The organism is Haemophilus parainfluenzae (genome assembly GCF_014931395.1).
Classification (GTDB): Bacteria; Pseudomonadota; Gammaproteobacteria; order Enterobacterales; family Pasteurellaceae; genus Haemophilus_D.
The window spans coordinates 1798945-1817356 of record NZ_CP063120.1 but is presented as its reverse complement, the minus strand read 5'-3'; the positions used below and the strand labels follow the sequence as shown (position 1 = coordinate 1817356).

The following is an 18412-nucleotide window of genomic DNA, read 5'->3' as shown; positions in this document are numbered from 1 at the left end:
CTCTTTTGAGGGGAAAAGCCTTTTTTATTTTTCCGTATTGAAATAAAGTAAGAAGTGCGGTCAAATTTTTGTCTGTTTCGCTAAACAATATCAAAAATAGGAAGGAAATATGAATTTACATGAGTACCAAGCTAAGCAGCTTTTTAAGCAATATGCTCTGCCGGTGAGTGAAGGTGTCGTATGCCAAACGGCAGATGAAGCTGAAATGGCACTCTTTCAGCTGAATGGTGATGTTTGGATAGCGAAATGTCAAGTTCACGCAGGTGGACGTGGAAAGGCTGGTGGTGTGAAGCTTGTGCATAATGCAGAAGAGGTGCGTGCTTTTGCAGATAAATGGCTTGGCCAGCATTTAGTCACCTTCCAAACTGATAAAAAAGGCCAACCCGTTAATAGCATTTATATTGAAGAAACCTGCCAGATTGAGAAAGAACTCTACTTAGGTGCAGTGATTGATCGCGCTTCGCAGAAAGTGGTTTTTATGGCTTCTTCAGCAGGGGGGATGAGCATTGAGGATGTGGCAAGAGAGACGCCTGAATTAATTCATAAAGTGACAATTGATCCTCTCGTGGGTGGAATGCCATATCAAGGCCGTGAATTAGCCTTTAAACTTGGTTTAAGCGGCGAACAAAATAAACAATTTGCCGAGATTTTTGTAAAACTCGCTCAGCTTTTTATCGAAAAAGATTTTTCTCTAGTTGAAGTCAATCCGCTCGTGGTGACAAAAGAAGGCAATTTAATTTGCGTAGATGCAAAAGTGGGCATTGATGATAACTCACTTTATCGACATCCTGATTTATTAGCCTTACGTGATTTAAGTCAAAGTGATGCACGTGAAGCAGAAGCAGAAAAATATCAGCTTAACTATGTTGCTTTGGAAGGTGATATTGGCTGTATGGTCAATGGCGCAGGACTTGCTATGGGTACAATGGATATCGTGAAATTATATGGTGGTAACCCTGCAAACTTCCTTGATGTTGGTGGCGGTGCAACGAAAGAGCGCGTGGCTGAAGCCTTTAAGATTATTCTTACAGATAAAAATGTGAAATCTGTCTTAGTGAATATTTTTGGTGGAATTGTACGCTGTGATCTGATTGCTGAAGGTGTCGTAGCGGCGATTCAAGAGGTCGGTGTAAAAGTTCCTGTTGTGGTTCGATTAGAAGGAACCAATGCCCCACAAGGCAGAGCAATTTTAACCGAAAGTGGTGTGAATTTAATTGCAGCACATAGTTTACAAGAAGCAGCACAAGCGGCAGTGAAAGCGGCAAAAGGAGAATAATCATGGCAATTTTAATTAATAAAGAGACAAAAGTAATTTGCCAAGGTTTCACTGGTGCGCAAGGAACATTTCACAGCGAACAGGCATTGGCTTATGGCACAAAATTAGTGGGGGGCGTTTCACCGAATAAAGGCGGAACAACTCACTTAGGCTTGCCGGTATTTAATACAGTGCGTGAAGCGGTGCAAGCTACAGGGGCTACGGCAACGATGATTTATGTGCCAGCACCATTTTGTAAAGATGCCATTTTAGAAGCTATTGATGCAGGTATTCAGTTGGTAGTCTGTATTACAGAAGGCATTCCAACATTGGACATGTTGTTGGTAAAACAAAAATTAAATGAAACGGGTGTTGTGATGATCGGTCCAAATTGTCCAGGTGTGATTACACCGGATGAGTGTAAGATTGGTATTATGCCGGGGAATATCCATAAAAAAGGCAGAGTAGGCATTGTTTCTCGTTCAGGTACTTTGACTTATGAAGCGGTAAAACAAACAACAGATGAAGGTTTCGGTCAATCCACTTGCGTAGGGATCGGCGGCGATCCTATTCCAGGATCTAACTTCATTGATATTCTTAAACGGTTCCAAGAAGATCCTGAAACTGAAGCCATCGTGATGATTGGTGAAATCGGTGGCTCTGCAGAAGAAGAGGCGGCATTGTTCATTAAATCTCATGTAACGAAACCCGTGGTGGCTTATATCGCTGGTGTAACGGCGCCAAAAGGCAAGCGTATGGGACATGCAGGAGCGATTATCAGCGGTGGAAAAGGAACAGCGGCAGATAAAATTGCTGCACTTGAAGCGGCGGGTGTGAAGACAGTGAGAAGTCTCGCTGAAATCGGTTCAGCCCTCCGTGAATTGTTGAAATAAAAACTTAAAAAATTGACCGCACTTTGGATTCGTTTTCAAAGTGCGGTCGTTTTTTATAACAAATTCTTATAACCTGCCTATAAATCGGTGTATAATCTCATCAGTTTTTTAAGGACAAAATTATGAGCCAATTTTTCTATATCCACCCTGAAAATCCGCAAGCGCGTTTGATTAATCAAGCGGTAGAAATTTTGCGTCAAGGTGGCGTCATTGTGTATCCGACAGATTCGGGCTATGCCTTGGGTTGTATGATCGGCGATAAACATGCGATGGATCGTATCGTAGCGATTCGTAAATTGCCAGACGGGCATAATTTTACGTTAGTATGCAGCGATTTATCCGAGCTTTCAACCTATGCAACGGTCAGTAATGTGGCTTATCGCTTAATTAAAAACAATACACCGGGGCGTTATACCTTTATTTTGACGGCGACGAAAGAGCTTCCTCGTCGATTAATGACGTCAAAACGCAAAACGATTGGCTTGCGTGTACCAGATAATCAAATAGCCTTAGATTTATTGAAGGCATTAGGTGAACCGATTTTATCTTGCTCACTGATGTTGCCAGATAATGAACATATGACTTATTCCGATCCCGAAGAGATTCGCGAATGCTTAGAACGCCAAGTGGATTTAATTATTCATGGTGGTTATTTAGGTCAAGAGCCAACAACGGTGGTGGATTTAACGGAAGAATCGCCAGTAATTTTACGGGAAGGAAGTGGTAGTACCGATCCTTTCATTTAACTTATTTTAGACGCTTGGGAAAGCGACAAAGGAAAACAAATGAAACCTATCCAAAAACCAGTCAGACAAGAACGTGAAAAACAAGCGGGAAAACAACCGCACTTTGAGCGTAAAGATCGTAAAAGTGCGGTCAATTCTGACATCAAATCAACTCCTAAGGCTAAGGTGGCTAAGCCATCTCGTCAATCTACTGTAGAAGGTGAAAAATTACAGAAAGTGCTTGCGCGAGCAGGACAAGGCTCTCGTCGTGAAATTGAAGCAATGATTGCTGAGAACCGTGTGAGTGTTGATGGCAAAATGGCGACTCTTGGTGATCGTATCGATGTACATTCTGGTGTAAAAGTGCGTATTGATGGTCGTATCATCAATCTTCAACAAGCACAAAAAGAAGTATGCCGTGTGTTAATGTATTACAAACCAGAAGGTGAACTTTGTACTCGTAGTGATCCTGAAGGCCGTCCGACCGTATTCGATCGTTTACCACGCCTAAATGGCGCAAGATGGATTGCGGTAGGTCGTTTGGATATTAATACTTCAGGCTTATTGCTTTTTACAACAGATGGCGAATTAGCTAACCGTTTAATGCACCCAAGCCGAGAAGTTGAACGTGAGTATTCTGTGCGTGTATTTGGTCAAGTGGATGACGCCATGTTAGCGCGTTTACGTAAAGGTGTGCAGTTGGAAGATGGTCCAGCCAATTTCAAAGAAATCAAATTTGCAGGTGGTGTGGGGATTAACCAATGGTACGATGTGACTTTAATGGAAGGTCGTAACCGTGAAGTACGCCGTCTGTGGGAATCACAAGGCATTCAAGTGAGCCGCTTGATTCGTATTCGTTATGGCAACATTAAGCTGATGAAAGGTTTACCACGTGGTGGCTGGGAAGAAATGGATCTAGAAAACGTCAACTATTTACGTGAATTAGTAGGCTTACCGCCTGAAACCGAAACTAAATTGGATGTGACAAAACCTCGTCGTCGACCAAAATCAGGTCAAATTCGTAAAGCAGTAAAACGTTATACTGAGTTAAGTAAACGCTATAAAAAATAGGTGGTATTCGCGATGAAAATGCAGCAACTCCGCTACATTGTTGAGATTGTAAACCAAAATTTAAATGTGACTGAAGCCGCGAATGCGCTTTATACCTCTCAACCTGGTATCAGTAAACAGGTTCGCTTGTTAGAAGATGAATTAGGTTTGGAGATTTTTGAGCGTAATGGTAAACACATTAAATCCATTACACCGGCAGGTAAAAAAATCGTCGCTATTGCTCGTGAGCTTCTAGTGAAAGCCCAAAGCATTAAATCAGTGGCCAATGAATATACTTGCCCGAATCATGGCGTGTTACGCATTGCGACAACTAATACGCAAGCGCGTTATATGTTGCCGGCTGTGGTTGAGCGTTTCTCTAAACAATATCCGGATGTGAGTTTACATATTCATCAAGGTTCACCGACGCAAATCCATGATGCATTGATTTCAGGTGAAGTAGATTTAGCGATCACAACAGAAGCACCGTATCTTTTTGATGATTTGATTCAACTGCCTTGCTATTTGTGGAATCGTTCGGTAATTGTTAAACCCGATCATCCTTTAGCAAAAGTGAAAAATCTTACTGTTGAGGAGTTAGGCAAATATCCGTTAGTCACTTATACCTTCGGTTTTACCGGTGTGTCTGATTTGGATTATGCGTTTAACCGCGCGGGGATTCTGCCGAATATTGTGTTTACCGCAACGGATGCTGATGTGATTAAAACTTATGTGCGTTTAGGATTAGGTGTGGGTATTATGGCATCTATGGCACATACACCAGCAGATAAGGATTTAGTGGCAATTGATGCTGGGCATTTATTCCGTGCGAGTATGACGCAAATTGCGTTTAAACACAGCACTTTCTTACGTAACTATATGTATGACTTTATTGAGTTTTTCTCTCCACACTTAACCCGACCAATGGTTGAAAAGGCTGAGAAATTACGTGATAACAGCGCGGTGAAAAAATTGTTTGATAATATTGAATTAGATGTGAAATAAGCATAGAAAAATATAAAAGTGCGGTCAGGATTTAATGTGAATTCTGACCGTTTCTTTTTTTACAATAAAAACAAATGTGGCACTAAGTTCATGACGATAACTGTTGCGATAGAAAGCAATAATCGTGATGAGCCAAAGATAAACCCTCGGTTTGTACCATTATCAAATTTTACTAATAAATTTGCCATTGCGGTTAAAGCATAGACTTCAATCACCGTGAAAATGACCAAGTAAATATAAGCGGAAATTACAGAAATATATTTCAACGTAATAAACCAAGGCAGGATAATACCAATAGCCAAGATTGGTGCCACCCATAGGGTTTGTTTAATCGTTAAATTAATTTTTCGAGAAAAATAACTTTGTAATGACACTGTCAGTAAACCATTCACAAAAAGTGCAATGGGGGAGTGTTCCGGCATGCCTAATTTGTTATCAAATAGGAACGGGAAGATCACAAAGAATGATGTTGCAATGGAAAGGGGAATAAACAACATCAAATGCACTAATAAAAATTCTTTAGTGATGATTTCTTTAATTTGGGCAAAGCGAAATTTCACTAAGGTTTGCAAAGTTTGGATTTGATAAAACGGTTTAACCATTAAGGCAAAGAGAATCGCTTCCATGAGAAAGCAGACCCAAATCAACCATTCAATATGATTGTATTTGATAAATGGAATCACCAACAAAGGCGCAAACATAGAAGACATGGAAGTGACTTTCAAATATTTTCCCTGTAACCGGGTTTTCTCTTTGTATTCTTCACCTGCGAGTACCAATAGGCAGGCTTTCGCATTAGTACCAAACAAACAGCTACCTAAGCCAAAACAGGTGGTGGCAATTAAAAGCAGAATATAATTATCTGCAGAGAGAAAGAAAATGTAGGCGATGACATCTAAAAAGCACCCGAGCAACATCATTTTGGCCAGTCCAAAACGATCGCCCCAAATGCCAGCTAAAATAGCCAATGCTTGATTGCAGAAAAAAAGCAACGAGAGCGAAAAGGCAATTTCACTGTTGCTTAATCCTTTTCCTTGTAAATAGATGAAAAATACCGTTTGCATGGAAAAGAATGCAAGGGTAGAAAAGAAACGACGAGTCAGTAAAAGTTTTTGTAAATTCATTGGTTTTATTTAAAAAAGAAAAGCACGCGTTAAGAACGCGCGCCAGTAATTTGTAAGTGCGGTCAAAATTTACGATGATTTTTAACCGCACTTGAGATTAAAAAGAATCGTGATATTTCACTAAATCTTCGCGGCTAATGGCAAATACACCCAGGCCACCATTTTTTAGTTCAACCCATTCAAATGGCACATCTGGGTATTGCTCGATAAGGCTCACCATGCTGTTACCCACTTCGCAAACGAGCATGCCATTTGGTGTTAAATAATCTGGTGCTTGTTTTAAAATTTGTTTTGTAATTTCTAAACCATCAACACCGGAACCTAAAGCCAACTCTGGCTCATAATGAAATTCTTCCGGCATATCCGCTAAGTCTTCTTCATCCACATAAGGTGGGTTGGTCACGATTAAATCATATTGCTGACCGAAGAGATTTTGGAATAAATCTGATTGAATCGGGAAAACACGGTGTTCTAATTGGTGGCGAGCAATATTGATCTCTGCCACATTTAACGCATCCACAGAAAGATCGACCGCATCCACTTCCGCTTCAGGAAAGGCTTCAGCAGTCGCGATTGCGATACAACCACTACCAGTACAAAGATCTAAAATACGTTTTGGTTCAGATTTTAAAAGCGGAGCAAATTTATCTTGGATTAATGCACTAATTGGCGAGCGAGGAATAATCGTACGCTCATCCACATAAAACTCTAATCCGCAGAACCACGCACTATTCGTTAAATAAGCGACTGGCACACGTTGTTCAATACGACTTAAAACTAATTGTACTAAAGTCTCTTTTTCAGAATGAGTCAGTTTACTGTTAAATAAATCTTGCGGTAAATCGAGCGGTAATTGAAGTCCTGCAAGCACTAATTGAAGGCTTTCATCCCACGCATTGTCATGGCCTTGCCCGTAGTAAATATCAGAACGGTTGAACGTGCTGTATGTCCAGCGTAAAAAATCTTGAATGGTCGTTAATTCATTTGCCACATTATCTTCTAAAATTGTCGCAACAAGTTCTTGATTGTGTAAGGTTTCCATTTTGTGCCTCAATAAAAATTTTGGCTAGTTATACCATAGAATAGATGTGCTATCATTAAGCAAACTAACAAATTGAGAAAAATAATGACAGAACCAGATGATTTTGATCTTTTTCGGGCAGAAACAAAAGGGATCAAACCTATTAAGCAAGATACCTTTGTGGCACCTCGTCAAAAGAGCAGTCAAAAAAAATCCCCTTTACGTGATATTCGAGAAAAAGAGGATACGCTTTTCTATTTTTCTGATGAGTATGAACCATTGCTAAATGAACATGATGGTGTCATCAAATATTTACGCGAAGGGGAAGATAGCCATTTATTAAAACAACTTCGTCGTGGTGATTTTTCACCTGAATTATTTTTGGATTTACATGGTTTAACCCGTGAACAAGCCAAAATGGAATTGGCAGCACTGTTGTTAGCTTGTGAAGATGAGCATGTTTATTGCGCGAGCATCATGACCGGCTATGGCACGTTTACGTTGAAAAAACAAATTCCACGTTGGTTAGTTCAGCATCCTAAAGTCCGAGCGTTACACCAAGCACCTAAAGAATGGGGTGGAGAAGCGGCGATACTCATTTTAGTGGATGTATAAAGAAAAAGTGCGGTCGAAATTGACCGCAATTTTTTTACATTTTTTCGATTGTCTTAATGCCTAATAACGCTAAACCTTGTTTTAAGGTTTTCTCTGTAAGAGAAGCGAGTTTTAAACGGCTTAATTTTACGTTTTCATCTTCTGCATTTAAGATTGGGCAGTGTTCATAGAATGAAGAGAATACACCCGCCAACTCATATAAATAAGCACAGAGCACATGCGGTGTCCCTTCTTTTCCCACCGTTTGAACCGCTTCTTCAAATTGAAGCAATTTGATCGCTAATGCACGTTCTTTTTCATCTGAAAGCTGAATTTTCGCTTCTGCAAGAGCGGTTGGATTCATGTTTGCTTTATTGAAAATTGAACGAATACGCGTATAAGCATATTGCATATAAGGCGCGGTATTACCTTCAAAACTGAGCATATTATCCCAATCGAACACATAGTCAGTTGTGCGGTTTTTGGAAAGATCCGCATATTTCACCGAGCCAATACCTACTGCTTCAATAACCGCAGTTTTTTCTTCATCAGATAAATTGGTATTTTTCTCGTTGATTAATACAGTGGCACGCTCAATCGCTTCGTCTAATAAATCTGCTAATTTTACGGTGCCGCCAGTACGAGTTTTGAATGGTTTACCATCTTTACCCAACATCATACCGAAGTTTTTATGTTCAAGTGAGAAGCTATCTGGTACATAACCGGCTTTACGCGTAATTAACCACGCTTGTTGCATGTGTTGGCTTTGACGTGTATCAGAGAATACTAATGCGCGATCCGCTTTTAAGGTTTCATAACGGTATTTCGCCGCCGCAATATCGGTAGTGGTATAAAGGAAACCGCCATCTTTCTTCTGAACGATAACGCCCATCGGTTCGCCTTCTTTGTTTTTGAATTCATCAAGATAAACGACCAATGCACCTTCATCTTCAACTGCTAAACCTTGTTTTTTCAGATCTTCAACGATAGCAGGTAACATCGGGTTATAAAGACTTTCACCCATCACATCTTTTTCAGTCAATGTGACATTCAAACGATCGTAGTTACGTTGGTTTTGTTGCATGGTGATATCGACTAATTTTTTCCACATTGTACGGCAATATTCATCTCCACCTTGCAATTTCACCACATAGTTACGGGCTTTTTCAGCGAAAGCTTCATCTTCATCATAATGTTTTTTCGCTTCGCGATAGAATGCTTCAAGATCTTGAAGCTCCATCTCGCTCGCATGTTCATTTTCCATTTTTTCAAGATAAGCAATGAGCATACCGAATTGGGTACCCCAGTCACCCACGTGATTCGCACGAATAACGTTGTGGCCTAAAAATTCAAGGGTACGAACAACGGCATCACCGATGATGGTAGAACGTAAGTGACCTACGTGCATTTCTTTCGCAACGTTTGGTGAAGAATAATCAATCACGATGGTTTGTTTTTCATTTGCGTTGACACCAAGATTTTGATCTTTTAATGCTGCAGAAACGTTATCCGCTAACCAAGTAGGATTTAAGAAAATATTAATAAAACCTGGACCAGCAATTTCAGTTTTTTCTGCGACACCAGAAAGATCCGCATGATCTAATACTTTTTGTGCAAATTCACGTGGATTTAAACCTAGTTTTTTAGCAGCAGCCATGATGCCGTTTGCTTGGTAATCGCCAAATTGTGGTTTACCTGATTGGCGAATAAGCGCATCACATTGTTCATCTGCGCCAGCAGCAATCATCGCTTGTTTAATTTTATCGGATAAAATAGATTGAATATTCACGGTTTTTCCTAATCTTGAAATTGAATAATGAAAATAATCGGCTATGATACCGTTGTTTATAGATTTCTCAAAGTAAGAGCTGGAGAAAATGTCAAATTTAATGGAAAAATCGACCGCACTTTATCAAGAGTTGCCTTTATTTCAGGAAAATATTCAGCAATTAGCTGCCGTCATGAAAGTGAACTTAGCGGATTATCAAATTGATCATTTAGCTTTAAGAGCAAATACTGAAGAAAAAGCAAAAAATTGGCTGACAGAGTTATTAAAGTGCGGTAGAATTTTAAGCGATAATATCGTCAATGGGCGTCCTATCTATTTGATTGAATTAGATGAGCCAGTTGATTTTATTGGTCAGCCTGTCGATGTTATTGAATTACCGTTTCCTAAAAATAAACAATATCCCCAAGAAACTTGGGAACATATTGAAATTGTAATGCCGTTTTTATCTCATGAATCTGTTGAGGATTGGGTTAATCGAATTTGCAATACATTTTTATGGAAGGAACTAACTCAATTAACCATGAAGGTGAGCGAACCTAAAGCGGAAGGGGAGCAATTGCCCAATCCATCCATTGCAGTGAGTTTTGTTGATAAAACAGAAAATCACGTTTGCATAAAGGTTCATCCTTATACAATAAAGAAAATACTCGAGGTTTAGTGTAATGAAAAAAATTACCTTAGCATTAACTGTCTTATTAAGTTTAGGTTTATCAGCTTGTTCATCTCAATCACAAAAAGATGAAAGTGCTTATAAAGGTCAAGTTATCTTCACCGAATTCCAAGGTGATGATGTAAAATTAACCGTTCGTAAAAACGACTGCTCATACAAACAAGAAGGTGAAACAGAAGTTATCGTTCACAAATACGATTCAACTTTAGTAACTGGTGCTTGTGTGAAAGTATCTGACAACGGTCAAGGCGTGAAAAACGTTTCTACTTGGTCTCCAAGAAACCCAATCTAATTCATTTTTAGAAGGTTAGTTTTATGAAAAAAGTAACAGTAGCATTAGCACTTATGATGTCTATCGGCTTAACCGGTTGTGCAAACACTGATATTTTTAGCGGTGATGTGTATGAAGCTGGACAAGCAAAAGAAGCGCGTTCAATTAGCTATGGTACTATTGTTTCTGTTCGTCCTGTTAAAATCCAAGCGGATAATCCAGGTGTAATCGGTACAGTTGGTGGTGGTGCTTTAGGTGGTATCGCTGGTAGTACAATTGGCGGTGGTACTGGACAAGCAATTGCAACTGCAGTAGGTGCAATTGGTGGGGCGATTATTGGTAGCAAAGCTGAAGAGAAAATGAGCCAAGTTAATGGTGCAGAGCTTGTTATCAGAAAAGATAATAGAGAAGAGATCGTTGTGGTTCAAAAAGCAGATCCTAGCTTTAAAGCAGGTCGTCGCGTAAGAATCGTTGGCGGTTCATCATTAAATGTTTCTGTTATCAACTAACTTAAACGAAAAAATAGAAAAAAGCGAGCCATAATAAGGTTCGCTTTTTTTTATGTGTTAAATCAAAAGAAAGTGCGGTTGTTTTTTGCTTGAAAGTCAAAAATATGATAAAACTAGCAACCGTTATTTCACATCAACAATAGGAAGCAAAATGTCAAATTTACAACAAGTTATTGAAGCTGCATTTGAAAAACGTGCGGAAATTACCCCTAAAACAGTTGATGCACAAACTCGTGCAGCAATCGAAGAAGTGATCGAAGGATTAGATAGCGGTAAATACCGTGTTGCAGAAAAGATTGATGGTGAATGGGTGACTCACCAATGGTTGAAAAAAGCAGTATTATTATCTTTCCGTATCAATGATAACCAAATCATTGATGGTGCAGAAACCAAATACTACGACAAAGTAGCATTAAAATTTGCTGACTATACCGAAGAGCGTTTTGCTCAAGAAGGTTTCCGTGTCGTACCTTCTGCAACCGTACGTAAAGGCGCATACATTTCTAAAAATTGTGTATTAATGCCATCTTATGTCAATATCGGTGCATACGTGGGTGAAGGTACCATGGTTGATACATGGGCAACGGTTGGTTCATGTGCACAAATTGGTAAAAATGTTCACTTATCTGGTGGTGTGGGTATCGGTGGTGTATTAGAGCCATTACAAGCGAACCCAACCATTATCGGTGATAACTGTTTTATCGGTGCGCGTTCTGAAGTGGTTGAAGGCGTGATTGTTGAAGATGGTTGTGTGATCTCTATGGGCGTATTCATCGGTCAATCAACTAAAATCTATGATCGTGAAACGGGTGAAGTGTTCTATGGTCGTGTACCTGCTGGTTCTGTAGTAGTTTCTGGTAGCCTCCCATCAAAATGTGGTAAATACAGCTTATACTGTGCAGTGATCGTGAAAAAAGTTGATGCAAAAACTTTAGGTAAAGTAGGTATCAACGAGTTATTACGTTCTATTGAAGAGTAATTAAAATCCCATAAAAAATGACCGCACTTGATAGATAAAGTGCGGTCATTTTATTTTCTAAATTAGCGAATTATTTTTTTCTTGCTAATATTGTCGCAAATTTTAATTTGATGCGATTGCCGTTTTCGTCGGTTTTATGTAATTCGCCCATATTTTCGTTATATTCTAAGAATTCCCAATCTTTATAATATTCTTTCAATTCACCTTCAGAGAATGTAAATGAGAAAGGAAGTGGACAAGGTACTTCAGGCGTAGACATCGCGGCTACAATTAAATTATAACCGCCTGGGTTGGTGTGTTCTTGCATATTCTTAATAATGGCAGGAATTCGCTCACGATTTAAGAACATAAATACCACGGTAGATACAATAAAGTCGTAGTTTTCTTGAATATTAGCCGTGTTAATATCATACACAGCCGTTTTAATATTCAAGTTTTCTTTATCTTTGGTTTCGTTTAAGAAGGCAATGCTGTTTTCGTTATGATCCCAAGAGGTCACATCGTAGCCTTTTAAACTTAAATAAAGGGAGTTACGACCTTGTCCGCAGCCTAAATCTAACACCTTACAAGGTTTGATAATTTTAGCTGCATCAACCACATCACCGTGCGTTGCCGTCATATTGTATTTTTTACTGAAGTAATCTTCTTTTTTACAGTAGAAACCAAGTGTACATTCTAAGTCATCAGAAAGGGCTTCAACTCGGTGCCAGGCTTGTGGCTCGACGAACGGAATATTACTTTCAGGCGTGAAAATATGTTCAGCAATAACATCACCATCTTCAGTTAGCTCATAAAACTTAAGTTTACCTTTTAGCACCGTAAGTTTGCCCCAAGTGCTCACTTTAGTATTGTGCTTTTCTTGGAACATTTTAGGTAATTTATCTTTTGTCCAAACTGGCATTTGTTTATAACAGATAAGTTCGTTTGTCATAATGAATTCCTTTTAATTTGCGTAATAAATAGCTGATTGCTATGGTAGGTTATTTGATTCTATTTAGCAATAAAAAAGGCGACCTAAGTCGCCTAAATATTAAATTATTTTACTTGCATACCTGCAGTGACACCGCTATCAGCAGAAAGTAAGAATAAATCACTTCCACCAGTACCAGCGGAGAGAATCATTCCTTCTGATACACCGAATTTCATTTTGCGTGGTGCCAGGTTCGCAACCACAATAACAAAACGACCTTCTAATTCTTCAGGTTTGCTATAAGCCGCTTTAATGCCTGAGAACACTTGACGAGTATGGTCACCTAAATCTAATTCAAAACGTAAGAGTTTATTTGATTCTGGTACGGCTTCGCATTTCAGCACTTTTGCCACACGCATATCGATTTTAGCAAAATCGTCAATGGTAATGGTGTCAGCAATGGGTTCGATGTTTGAAAGTGCGGTTGGTTTTGCCGCAGTTTTTTCTGTCGCTTTATTTGTCTCAGCAAACAGTGCTTTAGTTTCTTCCACGACAGCATCAATTTGTTTTTTCTCTAAACGCGAGAAAAGGGCTTTAAATGGGGTAAGCTGATGACCCAATAATGGCTGTGCAATATTATCCCATGTTAGTTCTGTTTGTAAGAAGGCTTCTGCACGTTCAGCCAGTTTCGGAAGAACCGGTTTTAAGTAAGACATTAATACACGGAAAAGCTCGATACCCATTGAGCAAACTGCTTGTAATTCAGCCTCTTTGCTTTCTTCTTTTGCAATGACCCAAGGGGCTTTTTCATCAATATATTTATTGGCTTTATCGGTTAATGCCATGATTTCACGAATCGCTTTATTGTATTCGCGGCTTTCATAATAAGCAGCGATTTGTTCAGCTTGTGCAGTAAATTCAGCAAAAAGCGCTTCGTCTTCTAATTTATCTGCTAATTTGCCTTCAAAACGTTTTGTGATAAAGCCCGCATTACGAGACGCTAAATTGACTAATTTATTAACGATATCTGTATTGACTCGTTGAACGAAATCTTCCAAATTGAAATCGAGATCTTCGATACGATCGTTTAATTTTGCTGCGTAGTAGTAACGCAAACATTCCGGATCAATGTGATTTAAATAGGTGCTAGCTTGGATAAATGTACCGCGTGATTTTGACATTTTTGCACCATCTACGGTGACATAACCGTGAGCAAACACATTGGTTGGTTTGCGGAATTCGCTCCCTTCTAACATCGCTGGCCAGAATAGACTGTGGAAATACACGATATCTTTACCAATAAAGTGATAAAGTTCTGCATCGCTGTTTTCGCCCCAGAATTCATTAAAATCAATGCCTTCACGATCGCAGAGATTTTTAAAAGAAGCCATGTAGCCAATTGGCGCATCCAACCAAACATAGAAGAATTTATCTTTTGCGCCTGGGATTTCAAAACCAAAATAAGGGGCATCACGAGAAATATCCCATTGTTGTAAACCACTTTCAAACCATTCTTGCATTTTGTTTGCAATTTCAGGCTGAAGTGAGCCTGAGCGTGTCCATTCTTTTAACATGCCTTCAAAAGCGGGTAAGTCAAAGAAGAAATGTTCAGATTCTTTGATGATTGGTGTTGCACCAGATACAGCTGAATGAGGATTAATTAAATCCATCGGGCTATAAGTCGAAGCACAAACTTCGCAGTTATCACCATATTGATCTTCAGCTTTACATTTTGGGCAAGTCCCTTTGACGAAACGATCCGGTAAGAACATGTTCTTTTCAGGATCGAATAACTGAGAAATGACTTTTGTTTTAATGAAGCCTTTTGCTTTTAATTTATTGTAAATATCAGCGGTGAGTTGTTTATTTTCTTCACTGTGAGTAGAGTGATAGTTATCAAAACTGATATTAAAACCTGCAAAATCACGTACGTGATCGGCTTTTGCTTTTGCGATTAATTCTTCTGGTGTGATACCTAATTTATCAGCATTAAGCATAATTGGTGTGCCATGTGCATCATCAGCACACACAAAATAAATTTTATTACCACGCATACGTTGGAAACGCACCCAAATATCCGCTTGAATGTGTTCTAACATATGGCCTAAATGAATGGCACCATTTGCATAAGGTAATGCACATGTGACTAAAATTTTACGAGGTTGAGTTGTCATTATTTTTCTCTTATTCTTTTTGCAAAAATTGCGAGTATGTTACCCGATTAGTGTGATTTTTTCTAGTTTAGTTATACTTTTAGCTTAACATTTGAGGGGAAAAAGGGGTAGAATATCCCTGACAAATTTACTCTACTACCTACTACTATTAAAGGAATATTATGGCAACTGCTTTTTCTGAAAATTTAACAGCAGAACAACAAGCTCAGGTTCTGCAACTTTTCCAACAATTTCAACACCCAAGTTTGCAAAAAGATTTAATCGCATTAAATACTTTGAAGAAAGTCGAAAAAGGTGGCGATGTATTGCGTATTGAATTACAACTGCCTTTTGCATGGAACACTGGCGTGGAGCAAGTGAAACAACAGCTTTCTGATGCATTATTAAAAGCAACGGATAGCAAAGAAATCAAATGGGTAGTGAATTATCAAATCGCAACGTTAAAACGTGCGAATAATCAACCCGCTGTAAAAGGTGTGAAGAACATCATTGCAGTGACTTCAGGTAAAGGCGGGGTAGGGAAATCCTCCGTTTCGGTTAACCTTGCCCTTGCTTTACAAGCTCAAGGTGCTCGCGTAGGGATCTTAGATGCAGATATTTATGGTCCATCTATTCCGCATATGTTAGGTGCACCACATCAACGTCCAACTTCACCGGATAACCAACATATCACCCCAATTAAAGCATATGGTTTATCTGCAAACTCGATTGGTTTCTTAATGGATGAAGATAATGCAACGATTTGGCGTGGTCCAATGGCAAGTAGTGCATTAAGCCAACTTTTAAATGAAACCTTATGGGATAGCTTGGATTACTTAGTGATCGATATGCCTCCGGGTACAGGTGATATCCAATTAACCCTTTCACAACAAATTCCTGTAACAGGAGCTGTAGTGGTTACCACGCCACAAGATATTGCGTTATTAGATGCCGTGAAAGGTGTATCGATGTTTGAACGTGTGTCTGTACCCGTGTTAGGTATTGTGGAAAATATGTCTATGCATATTTGTAGCAATTGTGGACACCACGAAGCAATTTTCGGTACTGGTGGTGCAGAAAAAATGGCACAAAAATACAATGTGAAAGTATTAGGTCAGTTACCGTTGAATATCCAAGTTCGTCAAGATTTGGATGCGGGTAAACCAACCGTAGTTGCCGCACCAGACAGTGAAATTACGAAATCTTTCTTAGATTTAGCAGAGAAAGTGTCAACTGAGCTTTACTGGCAAGGTTCTGTGATTCCAAGCGAGATTTTATTCCGCGAAGTGAAATAATCACAAAAACACTAAAAAAAAATTAACCGCACTTTAGGTCATCTAAAGTGCGGTTATTTTTTTAGGTAAATTTGCTTATTTTAAATGATCCGCATCATTTATTTTCTCAACGCAAAAACCGTTCTCATCGTCATAATGTACAACACTAATTGATGTATTAATGAGCGATACCGATTTATCTTCATCACGGTGGTTTTGCCACGTTGCACCGTTTAATAAGGCAAGCAATAAACGCAAGGTATGGCCATGCGACACAATGAGAATATTGCCTTTATCGTGGATCTTAATAATATCGTGCAATGCTTTCATGGCACGCTTGCCCAGCTGTTCGAATGTTTCTCCACCATTTACTTTAGCTTTGTAATTGGCAGGATCTTTAATAAGTTGTTTAAATTCCGGGTGTTCTCTTAACGTATCAACAACTTTGCCTTCCCAAGAACCAAAATATTGTTCGTTTAAACCTTGGTGATGGAAAAGCGGAATATCTCTTTCACCAATAATATGAGAGGCTGTCGCGATGGTACGTTTTAATACACTAGAGTAGGCCGCAACAAAGGGAATGTTATTAAGTGCAATACCTGTTTTTTTCGCACCATTAACGCCTTCTTCGGTCAATGGGGAATCGCCATGACCTTGCATTAAACCTTCCGTATTCCAAACAGTTTTACCGTGGCGAATGAAATAAAAAGTCAGTTGTTTTTTCATTTTTCATATCCATAAAAAAGATTAAGGAAGCCGAAACTTCCTTAATCATGATTTTAACGAGAATAATAACCTGCCATTGAACTATATACGGCATTTTCTGCTTGAATAATGTTGTATTTCGCATTCAAGATAGAAAGTTGAGAGGTTTTCTCTGTGTTTGCCGCAGCAAGCCATTCACGTAATTCAGATACACCAGCATTGTAACGATCACGATAGTATTTGGTGATACGTTGGTTATAGCTGTGTGTTTTTTGCAAGTTAGCAAAGGCACTTTGTGCTTGTGTGTAGGCGAAGTAGTTGGTATCTACATCGTTCAAGGCTTTAGTGATGCTTTGCTCATAGTTTAAACGTGCAGTTTCATAATCTGCCTCAGAGATTTTCACGTTCCATTTCACCGTATTCCAGTTGAGGAATGGGAGGCTAATGCCGATTAACCCGGTACCCACTGGATTGTGTAATGCGTTACCGACTTTAGTGCCACTTGATGTTAAGCTGCCGCCTAAAGTCACTTCTGGGAACCAACCTTTTTCGGTTGCTTTCGCATTTTTGAATGCACTGCTTAAGCGATATTGATAGCCTTTCACATCAGGACGATTCGCAATCACAGAAACAGGCACATTTAAATTCACGCCCACGTTTTTCACATTAAGAATGTGTGGGAAGTTGATATTTAATGCTTCTTCCGGTTTTAAGTTCAGTAAGTTACGTAAAGTTTGTTCTGCTGTTTTGCGCTGAGTTTGATAGTTAATCAAGTTATTACGTGCGTTCAATACCGCTTGTTGTGCTTGATCCACGCTTGCGCTGTCAGCCACACCTTGCGATAAACGATGTTGCATAATGCTGCTAATGTCGTTGTAGTATTTAATGGTTTCTTCAGTTGTGCTGATAGCGTCATTTAAATAAGCAATTTGATAATACGTTGTTACAACAGAGTTGATGAGTGAAAGTTTCGTTGCTTCTAAATCTTCAGCCGTTGCTTTGTGTGACCATTCGGCGGCATCAGCGGTATCCGCTAAACGTTGCCATAGATCTAACGTATAACTCACATTTAATGCACCTTTATGACTGATGGTTGAGTTGCCACCAGTTTTCAGATTTTTACCCGCAGAAGATTGGGTTGAACCGCTAAATGCAGGAATTAAATTCGCGCCTGCAAGGTTTGCATTATATAGAGTGCGGTTTACGGCAACAGACGCTTTGGCTAAATCTTTGTTGTTAACTAATGCTTGTTCTACCACACGATTTAATTGTGAATCATTGTAAAGCGCCCACCAGTTTTCTTTTACATTAAATTGTTTGGTGATTTCCGCATAATTTTGGTAATCCTGCTGGCTCGCTTTATAAGAATCGCCGATGTTAGCACAACCTGCAAGAGCAGTTGCCATCGCGATTGCTAAGGTTAATTTTTTCATTTTTAACATGGATTTTTTCCTTTCTTTTTAATTAAAGTGCGGTCAAAAATTA

The 18412-nt window shown here is 39.2% G+C and carries 18 protein-coding genes; 11 read left to right on the top strand and 7 right to left on the bottom strand.

The window, feature by feature from the left end:
* Window positions 1–109 precede the first annotated feature (109 nt).
* The 5 genes from sucC (at window position 110) to cysB (ending at window position 4928) form a co-directional block, all read left to right on the top strand.
* On the top strand, window positions 110–1276 hold the full coding sequence (sucC, locus tag INP94_RS09130; RefSeq protein WP_197543411.1) for an ADP-forming succinate--CoA ligase subunit beta: 1167 nt from the start codon (window positions 110–112) through the stop codon (window positions 1274–1276).
* Between the two features lie 2 nt (window positions 1277–1278).
* Window positions 1279–2148: a succinate--CoA ligase subunit alpha gene (gene sucD, locus INP94_RS09125; protein ID WP_197543410.1), complete on the top strand. Its 870-nt coding sequence runs from the start codon at window positions 1279–1281 to the stop codon at window positions 2146–2148.
* Window positions 2149–2270: 122 nt separating this feature from the next.
* Window positions 2271–2894: an L-threonylcarbamoyladenylate synthase gene (locus tag INP94_RS09120; RefSeq protein ID WP_070592197.1), complete on the top strand. Its 624-nt coding sequence runs from the start codon at window positions 2271–2273 to the stop codon at window positions 2892–2894.
* Window positions 2895–2933: 39 nt separating this feature from the next.
* Window positions 2934–3944 (top strand): 23S rRNA pseudouridine(2605) synthase RluB, encoded by a 1011-nt coding sequence (gene rluB, locus INP94_RS09115; protein WP_080970263.1) that lies wholly within the window; start codon window positions 2934–2936, stop codon window positions 3942–3944.
* Window positions 3945–3956: 12 nt separating this feature from the next.
* Window positions 3957–4928, top strand: coding sequence for an HTH-type transcriptional regulator CysB (cysB, locus tag INP94_RS09110; protein ID WP_197543409.1), 972 nt, complete (start codon window positions 3957–3959; stop codon window positions 4926–4928).
* Window positions 4929–4987: 59 nt separating this feature from the next.
* Here the strand turns inward: cysB and INP94_RS09105 are convergent, their stop codons facing one another.
* Entirely contained in the window at window positions 4988–6052 is a 1065-nt protein-coding gene (locus tag INP94_RS09105; RefSeq protein WP_197543408.1) for an MFS transporter, read from the bottom strand.
* Window positions 6053–6149: 97 nt separating this feature from the next.
* Window positions 6150–7094 carry a 50S ribosomal protein L3 N(5)-glutamine methyltransferase gene (gene prmB / locus INP94_RS09100; RefSeq protein WP_197543407.1) on the bottom strand — a complete coding sequence of 315 codons (945 nt, stop codon included), beginning with the start codon at window positions 7092–7094 and terminating at the stop codon, window positions 6150–6152.
* A gap of 84 nt (window positions 7095–7178) precedes the next feature.
* Between prmB and smrB the strand changes: the two genes are divergently transcribed.
* The gene (smrB, locus tag INP94_RS09095; RefSeq protein WP_049384268.1) at window positions 7179–7688 is read left to right on the top strand and encodes an endonuclease SmrB; all 510 of its coding nucleotides are present in this window, start codon (window positions 7179–7181) and stop codon (window positions 7686–7688) included.
* A 34-nt stretch (window positions 7689–7722) separates the two neighbouring features.
* Here smrB and argS read toward each other — a convergent pair whose 3' ends face one another.
* Window positions 7723–9456 carry an arginine--tRNA ligase gene (argS, locus tag INP94_RS09090; RefSeq protein WP_197543406.1) on the bottom strand — a complete coding sequence of 578 codons (1734 nt, stop codon included), beginning with the start codon at window positions 9454–9456 and terminating at the stop codon, window positions 7723–7725.
* Window positions 9457–9544: 88 nt separating this feature from the next.
* Here argS and INP94_RS09085 point away from each other — a divergent pair, with 88 nt between their 5' ends.
* From INP94_RS09085 to dapD, 4 genes are all read left to right on the top strand, one after another.
* The gene (locus INP94_RS09085) at window positions 9545–10114 is read left to right on the top strand and encodes a VOC family protein (protein ID WP_197543405.1); all 570 of its coding nucleotides are present in this window, start codon (window positions 9545–9547) and stop codon (window positions 10112–10114) included.
* A 4-nt stretch (window positions 10115–10118) separates the two neighbouring features.
* Window positions 10119–10418 carry a hypothetical protein gene (locus INP94_RS09080; protein WP_005695975.1) on the top strand — a complete coding sequence of 100 codons (300 nt, stop codon included), beginning with the start codon at window positions 10119–10121 and terminating at the stop codon, window positions 10416–10418.
* Window positions 10419–10441: 23 nt separating this feature from the next.
* Window positions 10442–10906 carry an outer membrane lipoprotein gene (locus INP94_RS09075; protein ID WP_049365852.1) on the top strand — a complete coding sequence of 155 codons (465 nt, stop codon included), beginning with the start codon at window positions 10442–10444 and terminating at the stop codon, window positions 10904–10906.
* Between the two features lie 151 nt (window positions 10907–11057).
* The gene (gene dapD, locus INP94_RS09070) at window positions 11058–11885 is read left to right on the top strand and encodes a 2,3,4,5-tetrahydropyridine-2,6-dicarboxylate N-succinyltransferase (RefSeq protein WP_005695977.1); all 828 of its coding nucleotides are present in this window, start codon (window positions 11058–11060) and stop codon (window positions 11883–11885) included.
* Between the two features lie 70 nt (window positions 11886–11955).
* Here dapD and tehB read toward each other — a convergent pair whose 3' ends face one another.
* Both tehB and metG read right to left on the bottom strand, forming a co-directional pair.
* On the bottom strand, window positions 11956–12816 hold the full coding sequence (gene tehB / locus INP94_RS09065) for an SAM-dependent methyltransferase TehB (protein ID WP_197543404.1): 861 nt from the start codon (window positions 12814–12816) through the stop codon (window positions 11956–11958).
* A 104-nt stretch (window positions 12817–12920) separates the two neighbouring features.
* Window positions 12921–14969 (bottom strand): methionine--tRNA ligase, encoded by a 2049-nt coding sequence (gene metG, locus INP94_RS09060; RefSeq protein WP_197543403.1) that lies wholly within the window; start codon window positions 14967–14969, stop codon window positions 12921–12923.
* Window positions 14970–15130: 161 nt separating this feature from the next.
* Between metG and apbC the strand changes: the two genes are divergently transcribed.
* Window positions 15131–16243: an iron-sulfur cluster carrier protein ApbC gene (gene apbC / locus INP94_RS09055; protein WP_197543400.1), complete on the top strand. Its 1113-nt coding sequence runs from the start codon at window positions 15131–15133 to the stop codon at window positions 16241–16243.
* 75 nt (window positions 16244–16318) lie between these two features.
* Here apbC and INP94_RS09050 read toward each other — a convergent pair whose 3' ends face one another.
* Together INP94_RS09050 and tdeA are read right to left on the bottom strand one after the other, a co-directional pair.
* Window positions 16319–16948, bottom strand: coding sequence for a histidine phosphatase family protein (locus tag INP94_RS09050; protein ID WP_197543399.1), 630 nt, complete (start codon window positions 16946–16948; stop codon window positions 16319–16321).
* 53 nt (window positions 16949–17001) lie between these two features.
* Window positions 17002–18369, bottom strand: a complete 1368-nt coding sequence (tdeA, locus tag INP94_RS09045; protein ID WP_197543398.1) for a toxin/drug exporter TdeA — start codon at window positions 18367–18369, stop codon at window positions 17002–17004.
* Between the last annotated feature and the right edge of the window lie 43 nt (window positions 18370–18412).